The organism is Sinorhizobium sp. B11, assembly GCA_039725955.1.
GTDB lineage: Bacteria > Pseudomonadota > Alphaproteobacteria > Rhizobiales > Rhizobiaceae > Rhizobium.
The window spans coordinates 3,656,567-3,671,309 of record CP091034.1 but is presented as its reverse complement, the minus strand read 5'-3'; the positions used below and the strand labels follow the sequence as shown (position 1 = coordinate 3,671,309).

13 protein-coding genes are annotated in these 14,743 nt (G+C 59.9%); 8 read left to right on the top strand and 5 right to left on the bottom strand.

Features of this window, described 5'->3' with window-relative positions:
- Positions 1-44 precede the first annotated feature (44 nt).
- From LVY75_28265 to LVY75_28250, 4 genes are all read right to left on the bottom strand, one after another.
- Complete coding sequence (locus LVY75_28265; protein XAZ22673.1) at positions 45-1,412, bottom strand: polysaccharide biosynthesis/export family protein; 1,368 nt, start codon at positions 1,410-1,412, stop codon at positions 45-47.
- A gap of 8 nt (positions 1,413-1,420) precedes the next feature.
- Positions 1,421-2,371 (bottom strand): glycosyltransferase, encoded by a 951-nt coding sequence (locus tag LVY75_28260; protein ID XAZ22672.1) that lies wholly within the window; start codon positions 2,369-2,371, stop codon positions 1,421-1,423.
- Positions 2,368-3,981 (bottom strand): sugar transporter, encoded by a 1,614-nt coding sequence (locus LVY75_28255; GenBank protein XAZ22671.1) that lies wholly within the window; start codon positions 3,979-3,981, stop codon positions 2,368-2,370. The genes LVY75_28260 and LVY75_28255 overlap by 4 nt, the downstream gene beginning before the upstream one ends.
- Before the next feature lie 226 nt (positions 3,982-4,207).
- Positions 4,208-4,921 (bottom strand): sugar transferase, encoded by a 714-nt coding sequence (locus tag LVY75_28250; GenBank protein XAZ22670.1) that lies wholly within the window; start codon positions 4,919-4,921, stop codon positions 4,208-4,210.
- Between the two features lie 458 nt (positions 4,922-5,379).
- Here LVY75_28250 and LVY75_28245 point away from each other — a divergent pair, with 458 nt between their 5' ends.
- The 5 genes from LVY75_28245 (at position 5,380) to LVY75_28225 (ending at position 11,334) form a co-directional block, all read left to right on the top strand.
- The gene (locus LVY75_28245; GenBank protein XAZ22669.1) at positions 5,380-6,123 is read left to right on the top strand and encodes a Crp/Fnr family transcriptional regulator; all 744 of its coding nucleotides are present in this window, start codon (positions 5,380-5,382) and stop codon (positions 6,121-6,123) included.
- Between the two features lie 120 nt (positions 6,124-6,243).
- Complete coding sequence (locus LVY75_28240; protein XAZ22668.1) at positions 6,244-7,635, top strand: glycosyltransferase; 1,392 nt, start codon at positions 6,244-6,246, stop codon at positions 7,633-7,635.
- Complete coding sequence (locus LVY75_28235; GenBank protein ID XAZ22667.1) at positions 7,632-8,876, top strand: glycosyltransferase; 1,245 nt, start codon at positions 7,632-7,634, stop codon at positions 8,874-8,876. Before LVY75_28240 ends, LVY75_28235 begins: the two co-directional genes overlap by 4 nt.
- Before the next feature lie 95 nt (positions 8,877-8,971).
- A complete protein-coding gene (locus LVY75_28230; protein ID XAZ22666.1) occupies positions 8,972-10,453 on the top strand; it encodes a lipopolysaccharide biosynthesis protein in 1,482 nt (493 codons plus the stop codon).
- Between the two features lie 50 nt (positions 10,454-10,503).
- On the top strand, positions 10,504-11,334 hold the full coding sequence (locus LVY75_28225; protein XAZ22665.1) for a glycoside hydrolase family 16 protein: 831 nt from the start codon (positions 10,504-10,506) through the stop codon (positions 11,332-11,334).
- On the opposite strand, the gene LVY75_28220 is transcribed toward LVY75_28225, so the two are convergent.
- On the bottom strand, positions 11,331-12,212 hold the full coding sequence (locus LVY75_28220) for a LysR family transcriptional regulator (GenBank protein ID XAZ22664.1): 882 nt from the start codon (positions 12,210-12,212) through the stop codon (positions 11,331-11,333). The genes LVY75_28225 and LVY75_28220 overlap by 4 nt on opposite strands.
- 99 nt (positions 12,213-12,311) lie before the next feature.
- On the opposite strand from LVY75_28220, the gene LVY75_28215 reads away from it, so the two are divergent.
- The 3 genes from LVY75_28215 to LVY75_28205 are packed head-to-tail and all read left to right on the top strand — an operon-like array spanning position 12,312 to position 14,729.
- Positions 12,312-13,091, top strand: coding sequence for an SDR family oxidoreductase (locus LVY75_28215; GenBank protein XAZ25848.1), 780 nt, complete (start codon positions 12,312-12,314; stop codon positions 13,089-13,091).
- A gap of 10 nt (positions 13,092-13,101) precedes the next feature.
- Positions 13,102-13,806: a ribonuclease activity regulator RraA gene (locus LVY75_28210; GenBank protein ID XAZ22663.1), complete on the top strand. Its 705-nt coding sequence runs from the start codon at positions 13,102-13,104 to the stop codon at positions 13,804-13,806.
- Positions 13,803-14,729, top strand: a complete 927-nt coding sequence (locus LVY75_28205; GenBank protein ID XAZ22662.1) for a dihydrodipicolinate synthase family protein — start codon at positions 13,803-13,805, stop codon at positions 14,727-14,729. The genes LVY75_28210 and LVY75_28205 overlap by 4 nt, the downstream gene beginning before the upstream one ends.
- The last annotated feature ends 14 nt before the right edge of the window (positions 14,730-14,743 follow it).

Genomic DNA, 14,743 nt, shown 5'->3' with positions numbered 1-14,743 from the left:
GAACTCAATTCCGACGCTAACAGGCATATTCCTACCGTGGTCTCCTAGTTTGATCCCGTCTGCGGTACCCATTCCGGACGGGGCGCATCGCTTCGGGCTACATTGGGAACGAGGGCGCCGGCCGGCTGCTGAGGCTGCGATGCCGCAGAGGAGGCATCCGCGGCTGCCTCGACGCCGATCTCGATGATGTCGTGCGGCAACAGGGCCGTGTTCTCGTCTGCGACGATATTGCTGTAACTGCCATCCTCGTTGCGACGGACGATCTTGAAGTTCTTCTTCGTCGTTCCGAGCAAGGTCGATTCCGCGCCCATGCGAGCGAGTTCCGCACTGTATCCGGCCTGGTCGCCGAGCAATTGCGCCACCTGCATGTCGATCCCTGCCTTGTTGATGGCGAGGCTGATCGTGTTCAGCTCCTGCTGGTTTTCGGCATTACGCTTGTTGATGACATCAGCCTTTTCGCGCTGGCTCTCATTCAGGCCCTGACGGGATTTGGTGAGTGCGATCTCCAGATCCAGCAGTTCGCTCTGAGTTTCTGCCAGGCTCCGATCGACGGAAAATTGGCGGGTATTGCTTGTCAAGCCCTTGCTGACGAGGCTGTTGACGTTGTTCAGCTCCTGCTGTGCGAGATCGATCTGTCGCTTCTGGGAGACAACCTTGGCTTCGAGAGACTGGATTTCCTGGGTGTAGAGACGGCTCAGATCATCAGCCGCCTCGACCTTGCTGTTGGTCTCGACAGCTCTCAGGCGCATCAGGTTCAGTTCCTCTGCCTTGAGTTTGCCGATGTCGGGCACACCGCCGATCTCCGAGGGAATGTCGAAATCGGGCTGACCGGCAATCTCGGCCCGCAGGCGCGCAGCGCGCATCAGGAGATCGCGGCGGTTCAAGACGGCTGTGCGATAGTCGCCGGCTGCCTGAATGCGGTCCCTGTCATAGTAGCTGCTCTCGTCACGCGCCCGCATATAGCCGCCAGCAATGCTGACGGCTTTCATGACAGTCATGTTGGCCTCGAAGGGATAGCGTCCCGGCCGCTCGATGCTGCCGTTGACGAAGATCGGCGCATGCTGGTCGATCTCGACAGCGATGAAAGGCCTTCCGGGAAGGTCGGCCTTTTCAGCCAACGCGTCTGAAATGGTCTCAGACAATTGCTCGGTCGTCTGGCCGGAGGCCCTGATCTGACCGGCAATCGGGATCGACAGATTGCCGGCATCATCGACGTTGTAGGTCCCGTCGAGAGCTTCCCAGCTTGCATATTTGGAGTCGGTGGAACGCCATTCCACGACTCGAAGCTTTATCTTGTCCTCGGGAACGAGCGTGTAGTTGTCGGCATGGGCGGCAGTCCATCCCAGCAGGCAGGTGAAGACGGCGGCAAGGCCAGCGAGCGTAAGACGATCAGGGAAAGACATGAGCCTCATGGCGTCTGTTACCTCCGTTTTGCCGCGATGGATGGCGAAGACATCTCGCGATTTGAGGACTGGCTGAGTTCGAGGATGCGCATGGGTGATGCGCGTCCCATCAGAAGGTCGGACAAAGCCAGGAAATTGCCGTTCAGTCGGCCACGACGGTCGACTGCGCGATCATTGAGCAGGGTGCCGCGGGCGTTGGCCAGGATATTGCGGCCGATCTGCGCCAGAGCACGGGTCATGGACATCGTGCCCTTGCGCAGCAGATGCACGGGATTTGCGACTTGCGAATAGCCGAGCCTCTTGCCGGGCTGGCGTCCGGACTTGACGCCGAGATGTACGCCGCAAGCGCCTGAAATACGCACTGACCGTCCGTAGCGCGCTATCGACCGGCTGAAATCGACATCCTCCAGCCAGCCATAGAGCGGCAATTCTTCATCGAAAGCGAGCCCGTGACCGAGAATTGGCGCCAGCCGAACCGCCATGTTGCATCCGTAGGCGTTATAGACTTCAGTCACCTGCTCGTCTCTTTCGCTTGCGGTCTTGATGACATGCATGGCTTCGGACTGGGTCAGCCCCTTGCCGAGAATGCCGTCAGCCAGTACGTCGCCGGTCGCGATGACCACATCCGGGTTGTCGGCGAAGACCGCCGCCATGCGTGGAATGTAGCCAGGTGCCGGAATGAAGTCGTCGTCGAGGAAGATCAGCACATCCATGTCCGCACCGGCGGCTTCGATAATCCGGTTGCGTTGGCAGGTCAGGCCACGGGGGCCGGCCATCAATTCCACGCCCTTTCGATTGGCAAGTCCGGCAGCGTCATCCAGGTTGGGGACGCAAACGATGATGCGCTCCGGGTGAGGCTGAAGACCCTCAATATAGGTTACCGTCTCCAACAGCGTCGCAGGCCGGCCGGCCGAGGCAATGCCGACGGCGACCTTAAGCTTCGCTGCTTGTGGGGTCGGAGCCATCATATCTGAACACTCGATGGTGTGTTGTTGACGATCGCACCGAGGATTTCCGCACCGACATTGCGCATGCTGTCGATGACGCGAACCGTCTCGTCAATCGACGTGCGGCCGTAAGAGGTTACAACGAGAACACCGTCCAACTCCGGAGCGAGCGCGTTTGCGTCCGGCGACGAGGTGAAGGCGGAGATATCGACAAATATGGCGTCGAATTCCTTTTTCAGATCGTTGAAGTTGAGCTGGGTGCGACGCGAGCTCAGACGGACGGCGGGCGTCACGGCACGGACCTTGCCGAGAGGCAAGAATTTTAATGTCGGCGTCAGCGACAGGGTAGCGGTGCGGATCGCCTCGACATTGTCGAGCACGTCGATCAGGCCGGCCGAACTGTTCGGCGCAATGGACTTGCTGAGGGAAGACTTTGTCGCCGCGGCATCGATCAGCAGGGTGCGCGAACCCGATATTGCCGAGAGCACGGCGAGCTCGCAGGCAATGGTGGATGCGCCGCCGCCCGGATTGACGGCCACGATACCGATTACCACGCGCCGTCTGCGGCGGAAGCCGGTGACAGTCGCCCCAAGCTCGGCCATTCCGGGGATCATCGGATAGGCGACGGTGCCGCTGTCGTTGGACGTAGACAGCGCCGCCGCGCGGCTCGTCCTCTTTGCGCGTCCGAGAGGTGTAACGAAAGACAGGCCCGTCGCATGCGAGAGCTGCTGGGTGCGCATGATGCGCCGGTCGCTGACATGGCGGATCATGGCGAGGCCGAGGCCGGAACCGGCGCCAACCACCAGCGCGAAGGCAAGGATCAGCGAATTGTTCGGCTGCGCCTTGGAGAGTGGCGAGGTCGCCCGCGAAACGATGGTCGCGTCGGAAACCGGATAGGAGATGCGCTGCTTGGCCTCGGTATACTGCGTAAGGGTGTTTTCGAAGAGGGTGCGCCGGGCGTCGGTCGCGCTCTGCAATTCAGCGAGCTTGAACTGGTCGCGCGGATTGGCCTTGAAGGTTGCGAGCGCGCTCGCGGCATCGGCGAGCCCACGCTGCTGCTCGTTGACGAACTGCTCTAGCCATTCACTGTATTGCTGGGCGGCAGCGGCCTTCATCTGCACATTCTTGCGGATATATTGCTGCGCAACCGCATCGGCGATCTCGACCGCTTTTTGCGGGCTGGATGCGGAAGCGGATATTTCGAGGATAGTCGACTGACCGATGCGGCGCATCGCAACTATGTTGCGCAGACGAGCGATCGCCCGGTCGATTCCCGCCTCTTCCTGGTTTGCACTGGCAGGCTGGGCATTGCCCGAGGTCGCATCTCCCTGTGCAGTCCGGGGCTGAGCGGCGTCGAGATTGCCGGTCAGCCAGTCCTTGACCTTATCCTGCAGGGAAAGGGTCTGATTGGAGAAGGCCGGATCGTTGGCAAGGTTCAGCGCGCTGGCGGCCCCGCCAAGGACATCGCTCGACTTTGCTATTTCAAGCTGTGCATCGATGAAGGCGTCTTCGGCGAAGGCTCTTTGGGCGTCTGAACCGTTCACCTGCGGGAAGACCATCAGCTGGGTACTGGCCACATAGGTCGGTTTGGCGATGAAGAGATAGGCGCCAGCGAGGGCAAGGAAGACCACGGTGGTAAATACAATCCACGGCCAACGCATCCTGACGAAAAAGGACATGTCCCGCAGTGTCAACGACGAACTACCGCTGGCGGTGGCCGGCAAGGATATCGGGGCGACGCTACTGAAGACGTGATTTGAGTTCATAGTGTCCTGATCCAAAGGGCAAGAGTATCTTCTTCATTGATATCCAGCTGGTGCGCGTGGCCCTGTCGGGCCACACGGCGTCCCGGCTGGATCAGTAGCAGCCGCGCTGCGAGAACAGGGCGGGAACGGTCTTTGCGATGATGATGAAATCGCGCGCGAGCGACCAATGACGGACATATTGGACATCGAGCGCGACGCGGTGCTCATAGCTCACATCGTTGCGGCCGCTGGTCTGCCATTGTCCCGTCAGGCCTGGCCTTGCGGCCATATAGCTCGTGACATGCTCGCCGTAGCGGGCGAGTTCTTCTGCCGTCACCGGCCGCGGGCCCACGATACTCATTTCGCCCCGCAAGATATTGATGAGCTGCGGAAGCTCATCGATGCTGGACTTCCTCAGGATTTCGCCGACAGCGGTGATGCGCGGATCGTTCTTTAGCTTCCGTGTCGTTTCCCACTCGGCCCGCGCTGATGGGTTGGCGCGCAGCAGTTCGGCGAGCCTCTCGGCGGCATCGGTCTTCATGGTGCGGAACTTGAGACAGCCAAAGGCGGCGCCCCCATATCCGATACGCGTATGCGAATAGAAGACTGGCCCCTGGTCACTCAACTTTACGATGAGTGCCGCGATGAGCATCAGAGGCGACAGCAAAACCAGAGCAGCGGCTGCCAATACGATATCAACCGCCCGCTTGGATGCTTTGCCGACCACATGAGGCCGCGATACTCTGCGAGGATTGTTATTCGGCCCGGACTGGTCAACGTTCGGCCAGGATTCACGAACTTCAATACTCTGTGCTTCCCAAGTCATCGACCGACTCCAAAAGTTTAGAACCTCGTGAAGTTTGGTGCAGCGCAATGTGCTTGTCTGTGACCGCGGTCATAATGATTAGCAAATTATTTATGCTAATACTGTAATGCTACAGAGTTCTCTACGAATTCGGCGGCAGGGGATTTCTACACCCTAATTTATTCGAAAATTTAACTTATATGACGTCTTACGCGCACGGCTTGAATAGATGAAGCCGGGCGTTGTAGCTATTTTTGGGCAATTTTAATCCCAATAGCCCCAAAAATGGGCAGGTTGGCGTAGTACTCCCCCTGAATTCGACGGATACTAGAAAAAATATAATCTACATAACTGGTGGTATTGTCACTATTATTTGAGATGCTCTTGTCATCTTCGATTGTTATTTGACTCTCAAGTTAGGACAATATAAATGATGCAGTGCAGCATCAGCTACGACCAATCTGTTTTGTTGGGGAGTTATGCGCATGGACGGAGCTACACAAACGAGAGACTATAGAGTCGCTGTGGGCAAAGCGGCTATTAGCATTGTTCCGGATACATCTCTGAACAATCGCATCTCAAGTGACGACGACTTCCCGTTCTGCCGCGCGACTGTACGCAACTTCCGTCGCGGCGAACTTATTGCTGGCGCTGGAGTCTTTGTGGACATGTTCGCTCGCGTGCAGCGCGGGCTGGTCAGTGCCAGTACGATGCTGCCGGATGGCAGGGAGTTCATTGTCGAGATCATTCCGAGGGGAGGTCTGATCGGCGAACTCGAAGTATTACGTAAGCAAATGCTGAATTTGGAGTATAGAGCCAGTTCGGATTGCGAGCTATACTTCTTCGAAGGTCGGTTGCTGCGCGAAAGGTACGCCACCGATCCGCAGTTTCAGGAGAAGGTTTTCTCGAGAACGCTTGCGCGTGTTTCCGAGCTTGAGCGCCGCATCATTTCGAACGCCGGATCCAGCCTGCAGTCGCGGCTGGCGGCGATGTTGCTGCGGTTATCTTCGGTCTACGGAAAGGATACGCCAGCCAACCGGGACGTGCTGATAATTTCGCAGAACGATCTGGCGGCGACGCTTCCGGCTTCTCGTGAAAAAGTCAACCAGTGCTTGCGGCGCCTTCGTGAATGCAAGGTGATCGACGGAGCCCAGGGCAGGATCCGTATCCTCAACCGCAAGGCGCTGGAAGCCTATGCCGACGGTGCAGCGTTGGCCAAATGATGCACTTCGTCACGATCCAGCTGCCGTCCGCAGCCGGATCGCGACCACTTCACCCCTCATGGACGGCCTAGGGGCCTAGCCGTCAAAAGCATCCATTGTGTCTGTCGTCGGAGAGCTTCTATGAACGACATCGGCGAACTGCGTCCTGATGAGAATGGGCCCGCCGTTTCGACGTTGCGGTGGCCGGCTTCCGGACGCTACGCGAAAATATGGAGAGACGGCATCGCCGCCCGCCCGGCGCTCGACCGCGTGGTCGTCATCGACGACTATTCGACGGCGAGGGGTGGGGCGACTGCACTTGCGGTACTCTCAGCGAAGCTCTTCCGCGGACTGGGCCTTGCCGTCACCTACATCTGCGGTGATGACGGCGCCAGTGAAGAGCTTGCGTCTCTCGACGTTTCTGTCGTCAAGCTCAATAGTCGCGACCTCTTGAGCGCCAATCGAGTGAAGGCCTTCGCGACCGGCATTCACAATCCTGCCGCCGCCAGCATGATTTCCGCCTGGGTGCGCGCCAATGATACGCCGAGGACGGCCTATCATGTCCACGGCTGGCATCAGATCCTGTCGCCGGCCGTCTTCGACGCGCTTGCGCCCGTTGCCGGCCGATGCGTCGTTCACGCACATGACTTTTTCACCGGTTGCCCGAACGGGGCGTTTTTTGATTATCAGGCGCAAGAGATCTGCCAGCGGCGTCCTCTTGGAGCGAGTTGTATTGCCACATCCTGCGACAAGCGCAGCTATGCGCAGAAACTGTGGCGGACGGCCCGCGGCGCCAATCTCTTCCGTGCCCTGAGAAGCCGTCCCGCCTTCGGCCGAATCATCCTGCTCCATGAAAAGATGGCCGAGTTCCTTGAGGGCTCCGGTTACCAGCCGGAACGGCTCATCACCATCCGCAATCCGATCGCGCCGCTGACGGCCGAGCGTGTCGCAGCCGAGGACAATGACGAGTTCGTCTTCATCGGCCGGCTGGATGAGGAAAAGGGTATCGAAGACGCGCTTGCCGCAGCGGGCAGGGCCGGAGCAAGGCTTTGTGTGATCGGCGATGGGCCACTGATGCCTGATGTCGTGGCGGCCGGCGATCATGTCCGGGCCATGGGCTGGCAGTCGCATGCCGAGATCGGTCGGATCATCCGCACCGCAAGCGCGCTCGTGATGCCGTCCCGCTATCCGGAGCCGTTCGGCCTCGTGGCAATCGAGGCGGCACGCAGCGGCCTTCCCGTCATCATGACCAAGGGCGCCTTCCTTGCCGAGGAGATGGAGAGGGCCGGAATGGCGATCTCCTGCAACACGATGGACGAGGAAGCATTTGCCGCAACGCTGACGACCTTCCGGCACATGCCGAAGGAGGATGTTCGCCTCATGAGCGAGCGCGCCTTCCGGCTGTCGCCCAATCTGGCAACAACGCACGAAGAATGGCGCGATGCTCTTCTCGCGCAATACCGCAGTCTGATTCCGACACATGTAGTGCCCGAGCCGAAGGGCGAGGCAATTGTACAAGGAGCGTTCAGGTGACTGTCAAAGCAGCAAGCTCTCTCCCCGAAACAATGGCATTCCGTGGCGATGCGCCCGTCGTGGCAAGAAGCCGGGCGGTCGAAGCCGGCGGCAGGGCCGATGCGAAACCGCTTCGCGTCGCGATCGTCCACTATTGGCTGGTATCGATGCGCGGCGGAGAGAAGGTGGTCGAAGAACTGTGCCGCATGTTCCCGCAGGCGGACATATTCACGCTGGTGTACAATCCCGAACGCACCAGTGATTTCCTGAACAGCCGCAACATCCATACGTCCTTCCTGCAGAAGATTCCGCGTTCGACGCGTCACTACACGAAGATGCTGCCGCTCATGCCGTTTGCGCTCGAGCATTTTGACCTTCAGGACTATGATCTTGTCATTTCAAGCGAATCCGGTCCCGCCAAGGGTATCATCACGCGGGCGGATGCGCTTCACATCTGCTATTGCCATTCGCCGATGCGCTATATCTGGGACCAGTTTCACCTGTACCGGCGCGGCGTTTCCTGGATCGGCAAGGCAATGATGTCGCTTACGGCTCCGGTGCTGCGTGCCTGGGATGTGACGACCGCCGCGCGCGTCGATACGTTCGTTGCGAATTCCAGCTATGTCGCGGGCCGTATCCGCCGCTTCTACGACCGCGATGCCGTCGTCATCTATCCACCGGTTGCGACCGACGATTTCGTCATCGGGCAGGGCAAGGGCGAGTTCTATCTCTATGCGGGCCAGCTCACTGCCTACAAGCGGCCGGATATTGCCGTGAAGGCCTGCACCGAAATGGGCCGCAACCTGATCGTGATCGGGGAGGGAGAGCAGGAAGCCTATCTGAGATCGATCGCTGGACCGACGGTGCAGTTTCTCGGCCATCAGCCATTCTCGGCTCTGCGTGATCATTTGTCGCGCTGCCGTGCACTGCTTTTCCCCGGCATCGAAGACTTCGGCATTCTGCCGGTGGAGGCAATGGCGTCCGGCCGGCCGGTTCTGGCATTTGATGCCGGCGGCGCACGCGAGACCGTCTGCGCGCCGCATGTCGGTTTCCGCTTTGCCGAGCAAAGCGTGGAAGCACTGATGGAAACGATAGCAGCGTTCGAAGCGGTCGAGGATGCGCTCGATCCGGCGGCGATCCATAACCACGCCCTGAAATTCTCCGCAGCGGTTTTCCGCGACCGCCTCGGCTCGCTTATCGACGAGCAACTCGTCAGGCATGGCTATCAGGCCGCAAGTCCCGTCAGGAAGAAAGTAAGCTGACACGCACAACCGGCCAAAGGGCCGGCAAAACCCCGGAGCGGCGGTACTGCGGCGCTCCCAGAAGAGGTTCGTTGTAGATGGCCAAGGAATAAATCGTGTCAAGCGTATCGCATAGAACGGCCACAGCAAGCATATGGACAATAAGCGGAAAATTCCTGGCACGACTGCTCGACTTCGTGAGCCTGCTCGTGCTTGCGAGACTTCTGAGCCCGGCGGATTTCGGGATCGTCGCCATCGCTACGTCGGTGCTCGTCATCGTCGAGGCGATTCTCGATCTTCCGCTCACCCAGGCGCTGGTACGCATTCCCTCGCCATCCGAGCGGATGTTTGCAACAGCTTTTACTTTGAGCCTCATGAGAGGAACGGCGATCAGCCTGTTGATGATCGTCGTCGCCTGGCCGATGGCTCTCTTCTACAATGATCCGCGGCTTTTTCCGCTGGTCGCCGTGATTTCGATAGCACCGGCGATGCGCAGCGTGATTAGCCCGCGCATGGTGCTCTTCATGCAGCGCTTCGACTTCCGGCGTGAATTCGCCCTCGATCTCCTTGCCAAGGGGGCGACCCTGATCTTCAGCGTCGGTGTCGTGCTTGCGACCGACAGTTACTGGGGGCTGGCGATTGGCGCCGTTGCCGGGCCGACGACGTCTACCATCGTCTCCTATATTTTCGCGCCGATGCGACCGAGGCTCAGCCTTTCGGAATGGAAGCATTTCCAGGACATGGTCGGCTGGAATACGGTTTCTCAGGTTCTCAACTCGCTCAACTGGCAGATGGACCGGCTGATGCTGCCGCGCTTTACGAGCCTTTCCACCTATGGCGCCTTCAGCGTCGCCGACAACCTCGCCGGTATCCCCTATCAGACGTTCGTCGGCCCGCTGATGCGTCCGCTGATGGCCGCCTTTTCGAATGTTAGCGACCGGGGTCAGCAGATCACCGCCTATTTGAAGGCCACAAATGCGATCATGGTCGTGGCGGCGCCCATCCTGCTCGTGATCATTCTTCTGGCTGAGCCGATCGTGCGTATCGTCGTCGGCGAGAAATGGATCGTTGCAGCGCCGATCCTGCAGTGGCTTTGCATCGTCAGCCTGATTGGCCTGCCGACCACTATCATGCCGTCGCTCGTCATGGTTCTCGACAAGACCCGCTATGTGGCGCTGCGGATGTTTGCCGAATTCGCAGTGAGAGCGCCGGTTACGGTGGTCGGTGTCGTGATGTTCGGGCTTGAAGGCGCCCTGGCGGCACGCGTCATCGCCGCCGTCGTCGCTTATCTCGTCTGCCTTGTCATCATGCAGCGGCTGATCGGCGTCTCGATCGGCGCGCAGCTTTACGCGTTCGTCCGTCCGCTTGTCGCCTGCGTGCCGATGGTCGGCTTTCTGCTTTTGGTCCAGCCAGTTCTCGTAGCCATACCGCTCGGCTTGGAACTCGTCGTCGTCGTCGGTTTCTGCAGCATTGGCGCACTGGCGCTCTTCTGGGTTTTCTCGCTGCTGCTGTGGCAGGCCGTCGGAAGGCCAGACGGGCTCGAAGCTATTATCGTCAGAAAGATCGTACCCTGGCGAAACGGAGTCGTCGTTTCATGATCGGCTCGCAAAACCTCGCAACGGGCTCGAAATCTCCGGGAGGGAGAACAATGCGTCACTCGAAATTTGCCGGAAGATTTGCACTTCTGATCATTATCGGCCTTTTCGGTCCGCCAGGCCCCCGGCCCAGCGAAGCGGAAGAACCGCTCAATCTCGACGATTTCCAGCTAACCTTCGCCGAAGACTTCAACACGCTTGACGTTTCGGCCTGGGGCGAGAAGGGATCGCGGTGGATTGCCCACACCCCATGGAATGGTGACTTCGGCGATGCACAGTTTACCGACCCGATGGACGGTTTCCCTTTTGCGGTCAATGACGGCATCCTGCGCATCGAGGCCCGGAAGGATGCGGATGGCAAGTGGCGCTCCGGCCTGCTTGCGTCGACCAATCCGAAGGGTGAGGGCTTTTCGCAGACGTTCGGTTATTTTGAAGCGCGCATGAAGCTACCGCCCGGCAAGGGCGTCTGGCCGGCTTTCTGGCTGATCGGCCTCGACCGGTCCAAATTTACCTCTGAAATCGACGTGATCGAATATTATGGTCGCGCGCCCGGCGAGTTCAGCATGGGTTATCATGTCTGGCGCCCAAGCAACCAGCACACGACGGACGGTCATCTGACAAATGTGCCTGAAGGCTCGCTCAGCAGCGACTACCATACGTTTGGCGTCGATATCGGTCCGCAGAAATCGACCTTCTATCTGGATCGTCAACCGTTGTGGAGCTTCGATACGCCGCCGGAATTCGATATGCCGTTCTACCCGCTGGTCAATCTTGCGCTCGGATCGGGCTGGCCGATCGATGAAACGCCGAACCCATCCTATCTGCTGGTCGACTATATCCATGTCTATCAGCGCAAGAACCTGATTTCGGCCAAAAACGATTAGGGCCCGATGGCGGTCTGCGAGCGCTTGAGCGCGTCGAGTACGATGCCCGTCAGCCGACGCGACGGGGAACTGCGCGGCCAGAGCATTCCGACCTCTCGCGGTGGAAAGGGTACGGGCAGTTCGAGGACGGCGAGGTTGAGGCCTTCCGGCCAGGGCCTTGCCCAGTCCGGCACCAGCGAGACGCCGAGCCCGTTGGCGACCATGACTGAGATTGCTTCGAGGGAATCGAGTTCCAGACGTTCAGCCGGCTTCAAATCCTGTCTTTGAAGATATTCGTCGGCAAGGCGGCCGCCCCAGTTGTTCCGGTCGTAGCGGATGAAGGGGCGGGTCTTCAGGAGTTCGTGCGGGTTCTTGCCCTGGCAATCGGCGGGGGCCACGAGAACCAGACGTTCGGCCCGCAGTAGCTCCCATTCCAATGTTTTCGGTATCGAAAAAGGTGGTTTTACAATGATTGCCGCGTCGATATCCCGATCTATCAGCCGCTGGTAGAGATCGGTCGACGGGCCTGGCAACAGGAAGACCTCGACAAGCGGCATGCTGGCGAAGACGTCGTGCAGGGCTGATGGCAGCAGTCCGGTCAGCGCGGTGGTGATGGCGCCGAGGCGAAGCTCGCCGGAGGGCAGGTCGGCATTGGCGAGGCTGCGCAGATCTCGCACCTCGGCAAGGATCCTGCGGCTCTTTTCGATAATGGCGTGACCGGTATCGGTCGGGCGGACACGGCGGCCGACGCGGGTCAGCAGCGGCACGCCGACATCGTCTTCCAGTGCCTGCATGCGTTGGGCCACCGCGGCAGGCGTAATGCCGAGGCGGCGGGAGGCCTCGGCCAGTGACCCAAGCTCGGCAACCAGTAGAAATGTATCGAGAAACCGCGTCTCCATAAGGATAGATTTTCTATCTTCTGAAACCAGAAAAAGCGAGATTTTTCTTCTTTTCCCGATCGCCATAATGCGGGCCAAACGGGAGTATTTGCCTTGGATATGCAATTGAGCGGAAAGACCGCTTTGGTGTTCGGCGCGGGTGGCGGACTGGGTGGGGCGATTGCCCGCTCGTTGGCTTCAGAGGGGGTTCGCGTTGCCGTCGCCGATATTGACGAAGGTGCCGCAACGAAGACGGCGGAAGGCATTGTTTCTTCGGGAGGAAAGGCGCTGGCGATCGGCTGGGATATTGCCGATCTCTCCGTCATCGAGGCGAGGCTGGCTGTGATCGCCCATACGTTAGGAAGCGTCGATATCCTCGTCAACAATACGGGTGGGCCGCCACCGACACCGGCTTCCGGTCAATCGGCAGAAACCTGGTCGAAATATTTCGACATGATGGTGCGCTCGGTGATTGCCGTGACGGATGCCGTGCTGCCCGGCATGAAAGAGCGCGGCTGGGGCCGCGTCATTACCTCCACCTCGTCAGGCGTCGTGGCGCCGATTCCCAATCTCGGTATTTCCAACAGCTTGCGCCTGGCGCTGGTCGGATGGTCGAAGACGCTTGCACGCGAAATCGGACGTGACGGCGTCACCGCCAATATCGTGCTGCCGGGACGTATCGCGACCGGCCGTATCACTTTCCTCGATGAACAGAAGGCCAAGCGTGAGAACCGGCCGGTGGAAGAGGTGACGGCGGGAAGCACGGCCGCTATCCCGGTCGGACGCTATGGCCGGCCAGAGGAATATGGCGACACGGTTGCTTTTCTGGCGAGCCCGCGCGCATCCTACATTACCGGCTCCGTCATCCGCATCGACGGCGGCCTCATCCAGAGCATATGAGGTGCTGACAATGTCTCTCGATCCGGCTGTCATAGAAACTCTGAAGGGCATCTCTACGGCGACGCTGACAACCGTGCTTCTGAAAAAGGGGCTCAGAAACGTCTGGATGCGCGGCACCAAGCCGCTACGGCCCGGCCAGGAGCGGGTCGTCGGTCCGGCCTTCACGCTGCGTTTCGTGCCGGCGCGTGAGGATCTGGCGACGCCTGAAAGCTGGGCTTCACCGATTTCTACAAGAGCGGCAATCGAAGACATGCCCGAGGGATGCATTGCCGTGGTCGATGCCATGGGCGTGCAGGATGCCGGTATTTTCGGCGATATCCTTTGCGCCCGGATGATGAAGCGCAAGGTTGCGGCCCTGGTGACCGATGGCGTCGTGCGCGATCTCGAAGGCGTACTTGCGAGCGGATTGCCGGTCTGGTGCGACGGCATGGCGGCACCGCCTTCCGTCGCCGGGCTGACCTTCGTCGGCTGGCAGCAGCCGATCGCTTGCGGCGGTGTTGCGGTTTTCCCCGGCGATATCGTCGTTACAGACAAGGACGGCGCCGTGCTTATCCCGGCAGCTCTGCTGGATGCGGTGCTTGCCGAAGCGCCGGAGCAGGAGCGCATGGAAGGCTGGATCATGACCGAAATCGACCGGGGCGTACCGCTGCCCGGTCTCTATCCCATGAATGCTGAAACGAAGGCACGCTATCAGGCGTGGAAGGATGCACAATGAGCTTCGGGACTGACGCCAAGGGCGTCTACGCTATCGCAACCACGCCATTCCTACCGGATGGGAGTCTCGATACGCCGTCGATCGACCGGCTGACCGATTTTTATCAGGACAGCGGCGTTACAGGCATGACCATTCTCGGGATCATGGGTGAAGCGCCGAAACTGGAGCCCGCCGAATCGCGGGCAATCATCCGTCAGGTCGTCGGCCGTTCCAGGGTGCCGGTCGTTGTCGGTGTTTCCGCACCCGGTTTTGCGGCGATGCGTTCGCTCGCCCGCGATGCGATGGACATGGGTGCTGCCGGCGTGATGATCGCGCCGACCCCGGCGCTCCGCACCGACGAGCAGATCATCCAGTATTTCGCGCAGGCAGTCGAAGCCGTCGGCACGGACGTTCCGTGGGTGCTGCAAGACTATCCGCTGACGCTGACGGTCGTCATGTCCTCGGGCGTCGTTGCCAAGATCATATCCGACCATCCGTCCTGCCTCATGCTCAAACACGAGGACTGGCCGGGCCTGGAAAAAATCTCGAAACTGCGTGCCATGCAGAAGGCCGGCGATCTCCGTCCCTTCTCGATCCTCTGCGGCAATGGCGGCATGTTCCTCGATTTCGAACCGGAACGCGGTGCGGATGGTGCCATGACCGGCTATGGCTTCCCCGACATGCTGGTGGAACTCGTCAATCTGTTTGCCGCCGGCAAACGTGATGAGGCGCATGATCTATTCGACGCTCACTTGCCGCTGATCCGCTACGAGCAGCAGCTCGGCGTCGGCCTTGCCGTTCGCAAGCATGTCCTGATGCGTCGGGGTGTCATCACCTCCGATGCGCAGCGCAAGCCCGGGAGTGCGCTCAGCACCACCGCGCGGTCCGAGGTCGACTATCTGCTGCGCCGGCTTGCGCGGCATGATCCCCGCGCGCCCGTTTGACGAAAACTCCCCGC

What these genes read in the sequence shown, in the direction of transcription:
- LVY75_28210 (XAZ22663.1), top strand. Translation starts at nt 13,102, where the DNA reads ATGTCTCTCGATCCGGCTGTCATAGAAACTCTGAAGGGCATCTCTACG.
- LVY75_28220 (XAZ22664.1), bottom strand. Translation starts at nt 12,212, where the DNA reads ATGGAGACGCGGTTTCTCGATACATTTCTACTGGTTGCCGAGCTTGGG.
- LVY75_28250 (XAZ22670.1), bottom strand. Translation starts at nt 4,921, where the DNA reads ATGACTTGGGAAGCACAGAGTATTGAAGTTCGTGAATCCTGGCCGAAC.
- LVY75_28225 (XAZ22665.1), top strand. Translation starts at nt 10,504, where the DNA reads ATGCGTCACTCGAAATTTGCCGGAAGATTTGCACTTCTGATCATTATC.
- LVY75_28260 (XAZ22672.1), bottom strand. Translation starts at nt 2,371, where the DNA reads ATGATGGCTCCGACCCCACAAGCAGCGAAGCTTAAGGTCGCCGTCGGC.
- LVY75_28240 (XAZ22668.1), top strand. Translation starts at nt 6,244, where the DNA reads ATGAACGACATCGGCGAACTGCGTCCTGATGAGAATGGGCCCGCCGTT.
- LVY75_28205 (XAZ22662.1), top strand. Translation starts at nt 13,803, where the DNA reads ATGAGCTTCGGGACTGACGCCAAGGGCGTCTACGCTATCGCAACCACG.
- LVY75_28265 (XAZ22673.1), bottom strand. Translation starts at nt 1,412, where the DNA reads ATGAGGCTCATGTCTTTCCCTGATCGTCTTACGCTCGCTGGCCTTGCC.
- LVY75_28245 (XAZ22669.1), top strand. Translation starts at nt 5,380, where the DNA reads ATGCGCATGGACGGAGCTACACAAACGAGAGACTATAGAGTCGCTGTG.
- LVY75_28215 (XAZ25848.1), top strand. Translation starts at nt 12,312, where the DNA reads ATGCAATTGAGCGGAAAGACCGCTTTGGTGTTCGGCGCGGGTGGCGGA.